Origin of the sequence: Synechococcus sp. GEYO (genome assembly GCF_900473955.1) — a bacterium.
Classification (GTDB): Bacteria; Cyanobacteriota; Cyanobacteriia; order PCC-6307; family Cyanobiaceae; genus Synechococcus_C.
This window is the reverse complement of sequence record NZ_UCNL01000001.1, coordinates 61,227-73,082: the sequence shown is the minus strand read 5'-3', so window position 1 is coordinate 73,082 and position 11,856 is coordinate 61,227. Positions and strand designations below refer to the sequence as shown.

9 protein-coding genes and 1 tRNA gene are annotated in these 11,856 nt (G+C 60.3%); 1 reads left to right on the top strand and 9 read right to left on the bottom strand.

Annotation, left to right across the window (positions count from 1 at the left end):
* Window positions 1–10 precede the first annotated feature (10 nt).
* Window positions 11–1,108, bottom strand: coding sequence for a DNA replication/repair protein RecF (gene recF, locus DXY37_RS00460; RefSeq protein ID WP_244276759.1), 1,098 nt, complete (start codon window positions 1,106–1,108; stop codon window positions 11–13).
* A gap of 83 nt (window positions 1,109–1,191) precedes the next feature.
* On the opposite strand from recF, the gene DXY37_RS00455 reads away from it, so the two are divergent.
* Window positions 1,192–1,265 (top strand) — tRNA-Arg (locus DXY37_RS00455).
* A 20-nt stretch (window positions 1,266–1,285) separates the two neighbouring features.
* On the opposite strand, the gene DXY37_RS00450 is transcribed toward DXY37_RS00455, so the two are convergent.
* The 8 genes from DXY37_RS00450 to DXY37_RS00415 all read right to left on the bottom strand — a co-directional run bounded on the left by DXY37_RS00450 (window position 1,286) and on the right by DXY37_RS00415 (window position 11,804).
* On the bottom strand, window positions 1,286–1,747 hold the full coding sequence (locus DXY37_RS00450) for an N-acetyltransferase (protein ID WP_115124879.1): 462 nt from the start codon (window positions 1,745–1,747) through the stop codon (window positions 1,286–1,288).
* Between the two features lie 6 nt (window positions 1,748–1,753).
* Complete coding sequence (gene ppc / locus DXY37_RS00445; protein ID WP_115124878.1) at window positions 1,754–4,765, bottom strand: phosphoenolpyruvate carboxylase; 3,012 nt, start codon at window positions 4,763–4,765, stop codon at window positions 1,754–1,756.
* Window positions 4,762–5,910 (bottom strand): glutamate--cysteine ligase, encoded by a 1,149-nt coding sequence (gshA, locus tag DXY37_RS00440; protein WP_115124877.1) that lies wholly within the window; start codon window positions 5,908–5,910, stop codon window positions 4,762–4,764. Before gshA ends, ppc begins: the two co-directional genes overlap by 4 nt.
* Window positions 5,907–7,439, bottom strand: coding sequence for an anthranilate synthase component I family protein (locus DXY37_RS00435; RefSeq protein ID WP_115124876.1), 1,533 nt, complete (start codon window positions 7,437–7,439; stop codon window positions 5,907–5,909). The genes gshA and DXY37_RS00435 overlap by 4 nt, the downstream gene beginning before the upstream one ends.
* A gap of 77 nt (window positions 7,440–7,516) precedes the next feature.
* On the bottom strand, window positions 7,517–7,948 hold the full coding sequence (locus DXY37_RS00430; protein WP_067095390.1) for a photosystem I reaction center subunit II PsaD: 432 nt from the start codon (window positions 7,946–7,948) through the stop codon (window positions 7,517–7,519).
* Window positions 7,949–8,041: 93 nt separating this feature from the next.
* Window positions 8,042–9,412: a sensor histidine kinase KdpD gene (locus DXY37_RS00425; RefSeq protein ID WP_115124935.1), complete on the bottom strand. Its 1,371-nt coding sequence runs from the start codon at window positions 9,410–9,412 to the stop codon at window positions 8,042–8,044.
* A gap of 38 nt (window positions 9,413–9,450) precedes the next feature.
* Window positions 9,451–10,725 carry a rod shape-determining protein RodA gene (gene rodA, locus DXY37_RS00420; protein WP_115124875.1) on the bottom strand — a complete coding sequence of 425 codons (1,275 nt, stop codon included), beginning with the start codon at window positions 10,723–10,725 and terminating at the stop codon, window positions 9,451–9,453.
* Between the two features lie 2 nt (window positions 10,726–10,727).
* Complete coding sequence (locus tag DXY37_RS00415) at window positions 10,728–11,804, bottom strand: Mrp/NBP35 family ATP-binding protein (protein WP_115124934.1); 1,077 nt, start codon at window positions 11,802–11,804, stop codon at window positions 10,728–10,730.
* Window positions 11,805–11,856 lie beyond the last annotated feature (52 nt).

Below are 11,856 nucleotides of genomic sequence, written 5' to 3'. Positions count from 1 at the left end.
GCTCCAGACCCTAGCTTTTTCTCAGCCCGTTTCTCAAGTGATCAGCGTTGAGAATCTGCGAACGCTGCCGCCATTGGCCTTCGAAAGCGTCCAGGTGCGTAGCGCTCACCAGGCATTGATGGGAATCACCCACGGCTTCCAGCAGGGTGAGCTGGCGACGTGGATCCAGTTCCGCCAGCACATCATCCAGCAGCAGCAGAGGGGGATGACCACACAATTCACCCACCAATTCCAGTTCGGCCAGCTTCAGTGCCAGCACCACGGTGCGCTGCTGCCCTGCAGATCCGAAGCGGCGAGCTGCAGTGCCATTAAGCATCAGATCGATTTCGTCGCGATGGGGTCCCACCCTGCAGCTGCCCAGCCTCTCCTCGTCTGGCCGCTGCCGCTGCAGTTGCTCTTCGATGGACAGCCGCCAGGTTTCCTCGGCCTCTTCCCCTTCCAGCACGCTTCCTGGCGAGTAGCGCAGTTCCAGTTGTTCATCGCCCTGGCTGAGACGTTGCTGCCAGGCTGCGGCGAGGGGCTCGAGTCGTGCCAAGGCACGACGACGGCGGCGGTGAATGCGTGTGCACACCAGTGCCATCTGGGTGTCGAAGCTGTCCAGCAGCACGTTCCGTTCCAGCGACGTGCCGAGCCCACCTCGTCTCCAGAACTGGCTGCGTTGTCGCAGCAGGCGGTTGTAGCGACCAATCAGGTCGCCATAGACCGGTTCCAGCTGCAACACGACCCGATCGAGCCACTGACGCCTCAGTGCCGGCTCTCCACGCACTAGATGGAGATCCAGCGCACTGAACCCGACACAGCGCAGGGGGCCGATCAGATCCATCTGACGCTGCAGCACCTTGCCGTTGCGTCGAGCCTGTCGTCCTCCCCGTCGCCGCAGTTCGAGTTCGACCACATCCTCATCAAGGCAGGTGGCCTTGAGCAGAGCGCGGGAGGCATCCCAGTGGATCAGATCCGCATCCTGGCTGGATCGATGTGAGCGCAGGCTGCCCAGCAGCTCCACTGATTCGAGCAGGTTGGATTTGCCAACGCCGTTGCTGCCGATCACCAGCAGACGCGGCGCATCAATCTCCAGCTGCAGATTGCAGTGGTTGCGGAACTCCTGCAGTTCGAGCCGGAGAAGCCGAATCGGTCCGGGTGCGGTGTGTGGCTAAGGTAACTGGATCGTGGTTGTTCTCCCAGCCGCCGCGTGGGCATGTAGCTCAGTTGGATAGAGCATCAGATTCCGGTTCTGAGGGTCGGGGGTTCGAGTCCCTCCATGCTCGTGTTCAGAAAGATCGACCGGTTATCGCAGCCGCAGGCCCATCGCTCTGATCCCGCCAGGATCAAGAATGAAGCCTCGTGATTTCAGTGCATCCAGCGCTTGGGCAGGTGCTGCAATCGAAATGCTGCATCCGGGCAAATCTCTGCGTAGACAGGCCAGTGAACGGTGAACCAGCACCTCCAGCAATCTGGCTTGATCAGGTCCTGAAGCGGCTGCCAGGTTCCAGAGATTGGCATTCAGTGCCTGATCACTGGTGGCTCTGACGAAGCCCACAAGCCGCTGCTCTTCACTGTCGAGGATACTCAGGTGCCAGATGCTGCGTTGCAGTGCCAGCGGCCAGCGTTCCACCGGGTGGGGTTGATCGCCGCAGTCTTCCAGCAGGGCATTGATGCTGTTCCCATCGGGAACGAACTCCATGCTCACGCTGTAGCGCTCTGGGAGCCGTGGAACGGCGGCCTGTTGGCGAAAGGGAAGCAGTGCCACCGCGACTCAACCGGTATTGCGCATGCCTGCGGCAATGCCGTTGATGGTGAGCAGGGCTCCGCGCAGAAGCTCACTGCGGCTGTAGGTCCGACCGTCGCCGTCACTCGGAAATTCGCTCATAGGTGGCTGACGGTTCTGATCACGCAGGCGTTTGAGTAGGGCCACCTGCAAGAACCCCAGCGGCACGATCGTGCGGTTGCGCAGGTTTACCGACAGCTGCAGTGCCTGGTCGGCATCCAGCAATCTTTCCTGTCTGGTGATGTCCAGAACGAGGCGTCGAGTGAGTGTGTATTCATCAGCGATCGTCGTGTAGATCCGTTCAAAGGCATCGCGATGGCTTGCACTGCCCAGGCTGGTCACGTAGTGACGGGCCAGATCGAGATCGACTTTGGAGAGAGTCATCTCCACTTTGGAAATCAGCATCCGGAAGAAGGGCCAGCGCTGGTGCAGGGTGCGCAGCAAGGTCATCTGCTCTGGATCAGCTTCGAGCTCTTCACTGAGAGCTGTGCCCACACCGAACCAGCTGGGCAGCAGGAATCGGCTCTGGGTCCAGCCAAACACCCAGGGAATCGCACGCAGGCTGGACAGATCCCTGGCGCCGGATTTGCGCCGTGCTGGACGACTGGAGATCTGCAGTTTGCTGATCTCTTCAATTGGAGTCACCTGCTCGAAAAAGGCCACCAGGTCGGGATTGTCATGCACAAGGGCCCGGTAGTGGCGGCGTGAGCATTTCGCTAGTCGAGCCATGAGCTCGTTCCAGCTTGGGGTGGCATCCAGCTGATTGGTGACCAGGCTGTTCTGCACCACTGCTGTGGTGACCGTTTCAAGGTTGTAGAGAGCCAGCTCAGGCAGGCTGTACTTGGAAGCCAGCACTTCGCCCTGCTCGGTGATCTTGATGCGTCCCTGCAGAGTGCCGCTCGGTTGGGCCAGGATTGCCTGGTAAGCGGGGCCACCGCCTCTGCCGACGGAGCCTCCACGGCCGTGGAACAAACGTAGGGCCACACCATTGCGTGCAGCCAGATCCTGCAGCGCAATCTGAGCCTTGTGAATTTCCCAGTTGCTGGAGAGGAATCCAGAGTCCTTGTTGCTGTCGGAATAACCGAGCATCAGTTCCTGGAGCGGCAGTCCCTGGCTGCCTACGCGAGGCAACAGGTTTCTGTACAGCGTTGTCTGGAAGAGCTCGCCCATCACTTCAGGAGCTCGTTGAAGATCCTCCACCGTTTCGAACAGAGGAACCACCAACAGATCGGCATGGCCAGCGGAGGGATCCACGAGGCCCGCCTCCTTGGCTAGCAGCAGCACCTCCAGTAAGTCGGAAACGCTGTGACTCATGGAAATGACGTACGTGCGGCAGATGCGGCTGCCGAATTCGTCCTGAAGGCGATGCAGCATCCGGAACACATCCACCGTTTCCGCGGTGGTGGCAGACCAATCCACTGCAGGAGGTATCAGGGGGCGACGCGTCTGCAGCTCCTGCAGCAACCAGTTCACGCGCTCCTGCTCATTCAGGTCTCCATAGGCCTGGTCTGGATTGAGATATCGGCTGAGTTCATCCAGCGCGTCACTGTGCCGCGTGCTCTCCTGACGGATATCGAGCCCCGCAAGCGAGAAGCCGTAGATGTGAACCTGAGTGAGCAAGGTGTCGAGGGGCTCACAGGTGAGATCAGTGCTCACCAGGCTTGTGCGGATCAGCTCAAGATCACTGCGGAATTCGGCGACCGACCCGTAATGGAGGGCTTCGCTCGGCTGACTCTCGGGAGCAAACGGCTGGGGGCTCTCGGCCGGAGCTCGCCATCCGGCATCGGCCAGCTGATCATTTCTCAACTTGGTGAGACGCAACCGTTCGAGCATGAAGCTCATCTTTAAGCGGTAGGGCTCGAGGCGGTAGCGGGTGGCTCGCTCCTCATAGACCTCCGGGAAGCGAAACCGATCCATTTCCAGTGATTCGAGCAGCGAAGCACTCACCTGACTCCACTGCATCGAGATGCTGAGCTGGTCGCGCAGGCTCTGGACGGCACTGATGTAGCGGTTCAGCATCAACTGACGCTGATAACAAGCTGTCCGCCAGGTGATGTCTGTGGTGACGGAAGGGTTGCCGTCTCGGTCGGATCCCACCCAAGACCCGAAGGTGCAGAAGGAGGACGGGGGCAGCTGTACATCGGGGTAACTGCCGGAGAGTGCGGTGGTCAGGCGGCGACGCAGCTGCGGCATGGCGTCGAACAGAACCTGCTGGAAATAGTGCAGGGCGTAATCGACCTCATCGAGTACGGATGGCTTGAACTGGTGCAGTTCATCCGTGCGCCACCAGAGCCTGATTTCCTCTTCCAATTGAAGACGGATGCCGTCAGCATCGCGTGGACTGGTTTCGAAGGCGGTCTCCAGCTGTTGCAGGAGGCTGGCAACACGCCGCTGTTTGTGCCTCACCGTGTGACGCACGATTTCCGTGGGATGGGCTGTGAAGACCAGTCGGATGTCGAGTTCCTGAAGCAAGGTCTCCAGCTGTGCGGGAGGCACGTTCAGGCGCCGCAGACGCTCAAACAGTTCGCTGAACGTGGCGGGTTCTGTCTGAGTTGCCAGTGGTGGAGTGAAGGGATCAACCTGCTCGGCCAGTTCCTGAGAGCGGACGATGCTTTCGAGGTAGCTGTCCTCCTCGATGCGCTGCTCGAGGATGTTCACCAGCTGGAAATACAGCGAGAAGGCTCTGGCCGCTGCAATGGCTTCCGACAGGTCCATATCTCGAATCAGCGAGACCACGGAATCCGAACTGACGGCACTGGGTTCGGGTAAGGCCGGATCACTGAGCTGCTTCATGCGCAGCAGGCGTTCAGCCTGTTCCGCAGGACATTCGCTGCGCAGCACGGTTTGCCACAGATCTTCCACCAGAGCCAGGCGCTGCTGAAGCAGATGGCCATTGCCAGATGTCTCCTGCACCGCAGCCCTGGGCTGATCGCTCGCAGGAATCATTGCTGGGGAGGAGGACATCGAAAGCGGGTCGGGATCTGGAGTCGTCATGATCATCCCAAAGAACGTTCGGCCGGCGTGCACACTCCACGCATCTCCTCCTCTTGCATGGCCGTGATGCTCTCGCGCAGCACCGATTCGATGCTTTCTCCGGAGTGGATGCCCTGCAGCCATCGCATGGCCTGATTGCCTTCTTGTAAAACGGCTGAGAGTGGATCGAGTTGCTGCTTCAATCCAAGCTCTTCAGCCAGCGGCGTCACGCTGTCGATCAGCTGCTCCAGCCAGTCTCTGCAAGAGCGTTCGCGTCCGTCGCGCCAGTTGTGCAGTGTGGCCTCAAGGCTGGAACGGGCCGCGGCGCGATCGTTGCTCATGCTCAGCTCTTCCAGTTGCTGAAGATTGAGTGCACTGCTTTGCAGGGGGTCGTGCTGTTCGGGCTCTCGCAGCACCTGCTGCACCCGTAGTTCCAGAAGAACGGTCACTGCAATCAGCACCTCTGGGTCGGTGATCAGATCGCAGATCCGCAGCTCAAGACGATTCAGTTGGTTCGGACGGTCCGGTCCGTTCGGTCGCACGGAGGTCCAGAGGTGCCGGACGTTGTGCATGGAACCGGCCTCAATCTGCTGATTGGTCCAGGAGATGAAGTGCTGGTGGTCAAGGAAGAGAGGAACGCGTGCCGGAGTGAGCGGGAACTGGAGCCAACGCTGGGAATGCGCTCCGGTGATCCGGCCGTTGAGGAAGGGTGAACTGGCACTCAGAGACAACAACAGAGCCGCTTCACAGCGAACAAGACGCAGAGCAGCGAACAGTTCAGCTGGATTATCGATCCCTAGATTGATATGGATGCTTGCTGTTACCACTGCTGTGCCGTAGGTGGCTTCGATCAGTGAGTGATAAGGGTTATCCGGGTCTGAACGCTCAAAACGGTCGGTGTCCCCGAGGCTAAGGGTGCTGCCTGGCAGCAGGGTGAGATCTTGCTCCATCAGCCAGCGACGCAGCTTGCGGCGAGGAGAGAGCAAGGCCTCTGCAATGCCGTCGTAATTGGCCTGCGGATCGGTCACATATTCAAGATTGCGGTGATCTGGCTCCGTCACGAAGCCCTCGAGTTCCCTCTTGGCACGGGCTGCGATGCCGACATTGCGGCCATCGGGTCGCCCGGTGAACAGCTCGACTTCAAAGCCTTTGAGCAACCTGTTCCGGCTCATGCTTCGACGTCCTCGAGACAGGCCAGCGCTGTGAGCATCCCGCGCGCCTTGTTGAGTGTCTCCTGGAACTCTGCTTCTGGCTGGGAATCGGCCACGATTCCCGCTCCTGCCTGCACCTGCAGGGTCCAGCCACCGTCGGATCTTGGTTGCACCACCATGGTGCGGATCGTGATGGCGGTATTGAGTGCTCCGGCCAGGTCCACCGAGCCGTAGACACCGGAGTAGGGACCACGGGCGTCGGGTTCAAGCTCGTGGATCAGCTGCATTGCCCTGATCTTTGGAGCTCCGCTCACAGTCCCTGCCGGGAAGGAGGCCATCAACAGATCCCAGATGTCCTTGCCAGGGGCAAGACGCCCCTCCACTTCGCTCACGATGTGCATGACATGGGAATAACGCTCAATCACCATCAGTTCGCGCACGGAGACCGAACCGGGCGCACAGACCCTGCCCAGGTCATTGCGTCCCAGGTCAACGAGCATCACATGTTCGGCGCGCTCCTTGGGATCGGCCAGCAGGTCGGCTTCGAAGTTCCTGTCTTCAACAGAATTACTGCCTCGGGGCCTCGTACCGGCAATCGGTCGTAGCACCGTACGGATCCCACCCTGATCGGGTTCCGCTTTCACCATCACCTCGGGACTGGAGCCGATCAGCTGCCAGTCACCGAAGTCGAAAAACGCCATGTAAGGAGAGGGGTTGATCATCCGCAGGCTGCGGTACAGATCAAGCGGTGGATGATCGACATCAACGCTTAGCCGCTGACTCACGACCAGCTGGAAGGCATCACCAGCAGCAATGTGATCACGCGCCTGGTCCACCGCCTGGTGGAAATCATCCTGGGTGCGATTGCTTCGGGTCTCTGGGGTTGCACCTTTGTCTGGTCTCCAGTTGAGAGGTCGCACGGGCGGTAAGGGGGCTGCCATGCGTTCGCGCAGTGAGTTGATGCGCGCCATCGCCTCGTCCCAGGCATCCTCAGGACTTGTGGCTGCATTGCGCTGTCCGCTGAGGTCTCCGTAGGCAACAGCGGTAATCAGGCGTTTCACTTGGTCGAAGATCAGGATGCTGTCCATCAGCATCCACAGTCCATCAGGCGGACCATCGGCGCTCGCGGGATGGACAGGAACGCTGGGCTCGATCCAGCGGATCAGCTCGTATCCCCACATTCCATAGAGCTGGCCCAGCGGAGGCAGTCCCGGGAGCGTTGCAGGCCGGTAAGGCTCCAGGCAGCTTCTCAAGCAATCGAAGGGGTTCCCGCTGAAGGTCTCGCGGTGATTATCTCGCCAGGTCCGCTCCAGCCCATCACGCGCTGCTGACAACGTCCAGATAGGGTCACAGGCCACCACGCTCCAGCGACCGAGGGTTTCGCCACCTTCAACAGATTCCAGCAGCACACCAGGTGGTCGTTGATGTCCGACCTTTAACCAGGTGGTCAGCGGGGTCTCGAGATCCGCAGGCCAGCTGCAGGCCACGGGGATCATCGTGGCGCCTGATTGAGCGGCTTCCAGAAAGGCTTTGCGGTCGGGACTGAGCATGAAAAAGTCGTCGAAACCGACCGCCGACCATCATGCCGTTCAACAGAACGACGGGATGGATTTAAGCGAGGAGGGGATCAGGTATCGAACGTGTCGCGGCCACTGAACTTGATCTTGGCAGGATTGGTGTTCTGGCCGATGCGGCGTGGGTTATGCCCCACCATTGCGCGACCTTCATTGACTTTCTCGGGGAAGACGCCGTCCTTGGGATGCAGGAATTCAGTGTCGCCACCGGGGTATATCCGGTAAATCTTGTAGTCCTCGATCCGGGGCTTGAATTTGGTGCGCAGCTGGGTGCCCAGCGCCAGGCACTGTTCCTTGCGTGCGAAATACATGATGTTCTCGCCGGTGTTCATCACTGCAGCACCGCCGGTTGGCAGCTCGAAGACCTGATCGGTTTTGCTGCTCCAGGTGATTGCGTATTTCTCTTCTGTTAACGCGGAATTGAGCAGGCCACCGGTGCTTCCGATGTACTGGGGAAGCTGTCCTGTCAAAGGAGTTGATGTCATGGCTGTCCTGAGGAAATCCGCATGCCGATCTGTTTGGAAAGTAGCAAATGATTCGGCTCCGATTTGGTGATCCGACCCGGACCTTCACACCCGTCAACAATGATCGGCGATCGGAAAGAACACCGTCAGCCCGCGGTCCCTGCGCTGGGTAAGGCGTCCGCCAAGTCGTTCAAGCAGTCGACGGGTTGCCGTCTGGCTCAGCTGCAGTCCACCCGTGCTGGTGTTCCAGCTGAGAACGGGACCAAGGTTTTCCTGCGACAAGTCGTTGGCGTCGGCTGCTGTGGTGGAGAGCTGATCAGGTGTTCTCGTGAGAATCTGCAGCTTCAGGCGCGCACCCGCCGGTTGAAGGGTCAATTCAAGGCTGCTTCCTGCCGGCAAGCTGCGGCTGCAGCGGTCAATCAGTCCGCCAAGCATGGGCTCCAGTCGACCTGGATCGCTCAGCACAGGGGGAAGCCCACTCTCCAGGTTCAGCTCGAGATGTAATCCCCGGCGTTGCAGCTGCTGTTCCCATCCCGGCGCCAGAAGATTCAGCATCGCTCCAAGGTCGGTGCTGGCCAGCGTGGACGAGCTATGGGGCTGCCGCTGCAGTTCGGCTGCCTGAAAAATCAGCCCGAACCGATCGATCTGCTCGCTGCATTCGGTGTCGATCTGCTGCAGGCGACCGAGCACCTGCTCTGGAAGGTCACGGCGGCGCAGCAGGGAACGGATCAAGGTGCGGATGGTGGCCAAGGGTGTGCGCACTTCATGCGTGATGGCCTCCAGCAGCGACAGTTCAGCATCCTCATCTCCGTTGTCGTTAGCAGGCTGTGGTGGAGGTGGTGTGGATTTGGGACCCTGCGCTGTCTGCAACATGACCGTGGGCGCCATTCCAGCGAGCCGCTCCGCCAGACGGGGCCAGAAGCGTGTGGCCAGATCGCTGCTGCTTTGCAAAGGGCCGAGTTGCCGAACCGCCTGTTGCAGTTGGTCGGCTTGTTCAGGCGCATCCAGGCGCAGACGCTGTTCAACCAGCGTCAGGGCCTGGCCAAGGATGTCGGGCTCGCTGCGCATTAGCAGCTGCCGCTGTCCCTCTTCGCCATGGAGGGCCAGGGCCACCTGGAGCCGGCTTGTGATCACGATCAGCAGCGGATCGTGACTGTCGGACTCTCTCAGGGGCAGGCGCTGGAAGTGCTCGTTGGACGTGGCCAATGCGACCTGGCTTTGTCTGGCATTGAGGCGATCCGGTGGGAGCAGGGTTGATCGCTCGGCGGCACTCAGGACATCCAGGGCCTCAGGTGCCCAAACCCAGCCCTGAAAACGCTGAAGCAGATCGGGGGCGTAAAGGGCTGGCAGCGGTGCCGCCAGCCAGATGCCTGCGGCAGTGTTGTATTGAATCTCCAGCAGATCTTGCAGCACTTCCAAGCCGCCCCACCACAGCCGTCTGGCATTGGTGTCGCTGGCCTGGCCTGGAGGGACACCCGTCGCCATACAGGCCTGAATTGACTGCAGCAGCGGTGTGGAGTCCTTCAAGGGATCAGAGCTCGCCTTGCACGCCTTGCCACGGATAGGCAGAGGCCAAGTGCGATGAAATTCACCACCATGGCGCTGCGTCCGTAGCTCATGAAGGGCAGTGGTATTCCGGTGACGGGCCCAAGGCCGATGGTCATGAAGATGTTCACCACAACCTGGAACATCAGCATCGTGGCGACACCGATTACCACCAACGATTCGAAGTCTGTCCGAGCTTTTCCTGCCACCTGAAGCATGCGCCCCATCAGTAGTGCGAAGCCGACAACCACCAGAATTGTGCCCACGAATCCCAGCTCCTCACCCAGCGCACTGAAGATGAAATCGGTGTGCTGCTCGGGGATGAAGCGCAGCTTGGTGAGTTGTCCCTGCAGCAGGCCAGTGCCGAACAGTCCTCCAGAACCAATTCCCACAGTGCTCTGCAGGAGGTGATAGCCACCACCCAAGGGGTCCTTGGTGGGGTCGAGAAACAGCACCAGTCGGTCGCGCTGATAATCTTGCAGGCCATTGGCCCAAAGCCAGGGAGTCACCAGTGCAGCTGCACTTTGAACCGCCAGGACCAGAGCCAGCGCGACTTTTTTCCAGGGCAGAGACCGGTAGGCGATGCCCAGGGTGAATGGGATCCAGGCGGCGAGTCCCCAGGGGAACAGTCCTGCGAGTAGGGCCGTGATCAGGGGGGAGAGCAGCAGAACCAGCCACTCGAAAGGCATTCCCGACCAGTAGAGCATCGTTAACAACAGCGCCCCGAACACCAGCGACGTGCCCAGATCGGGCTGGATGAACACCAGCACCCAGGGGAGTGAAATCACACCTACTGGTCTGAGCAGATCCACCGGGCGTTCAACAGGGTGTCGATCCAATACCGCTGCCAGCAGCAGGATTGCTGCCAGCTTCGCGAATTCGGAGGGTTGCACATGCACGCCCCCGATGCTGATCCAGCGTTGTGCGCCTAGTGCTGTGGTGCCGATCATTCGAACAGCGACCAGGCTGATCACGGTGAGTCCGTAAATGGGGATCAGCAGGGGGCGGAGTCGCAGCAACGACAACCTCGCCAGCACAAGTGCGATTCCCACGCCGACACCGGCAGTGATCCAGTGGTGATACCAGTCGGCGTAATCGGCCTGACGCTGCGTGCTGGCGATCAGAAGTCCAGCCACGGCAACCATGGCGAGCGGTACTCCCCACAGAATCCAGTCCCGCTCGCGTCCTCGACCCCGCCGTTTGTCGGGCCTTCTGAACAGGGGTTGTCCACTTAGGCCGACTCCGGACACCATGCTCAGGCTTCGTTGGTCACCATGGGTGAGAGACGATCTGCCAGCGCCAGAAATGTCTTGGCGCTGACCGAGTCGGGCTTTGACAAGGTGATCGGTTTGCCCTGATCGCCGCCTTCCTGAACAGGCATCTCCATGGGAATTTCAGCCAGTAGGGGGACGTCGAAAGCATCGGCCAGCGTCTGGCCACCGCCTGTGCCGAAGAGGGCATATCTGCGATCGGGCTGGTCTGGCGGAATGAACGCGCTCATATTTTCGACCACACCCAGCACCGGGATATTCATCTGGCGAAACATCGCCAATCCGCGTCGCGCATCCTGAAGGGCCACCTGCTGTGGGGTGGTCACGATCACGACGCCCGCCATGGGAACAGCCTGGGCTAACGACAATTGGGCATCGCCGGTGCCCGGCGGCAGGTCAACCACCAAGACATCGCGCTCTCCCCACTGCACTTGATAAAGAAACTGGCGAATGATTCCGTTGAGCATGGGTCCGCGCCAGATCACGGGCTGGTTCTCTTCAATCAGCAGCCCCATCGACACCATGGCGACGCCGCAGGTCTCGATCGGCTGCATGCACTGGTTGTCTCCACTGCCGCTCACCTCAGGCGTACGGTCCGCCACCCCGAGCATGGTTGGGGCGTTGGGACCATAAATATCGGCATCCAGAAGCCCTACCTTCAGTCCACGCACGGCTAGTGAACAGGCCAGATTCACCGCCACCGTGCTCTTGCCAACGCCACCCTTGCCGCTGCTGACCGCGATGACATGCCGGACACCGGGAATCGACTGTCGTTCGGCGACCTGGCCGTGGCCAGCCTGTCCGATTCCTCCCTGGGAGGGTGGTTGCCCGAGTTCGATCTGGACATCGTCGATGTCCTCCAGTTGCAGCAGTCGCTGCCTCGCACCGCTCACAATCTGATCACGCTGGTTCTGTGCGAATCCAGGCAGGTTCAACCGGATCACTGCCCTTGGAGGCGTCACCCGCACCTGGTCGAGCCAACCGAGGTCCAACAGAGAACGGTCACTTCCCGCATCGCGGAGGTCGCTGAGCGCCTGAGTGGCCTGTTCCGCAGTGGTCATGCGTCCCATTCGTTGGCTGGATCCTAGGGGCGCTTTTCCATGACAGTCCTTC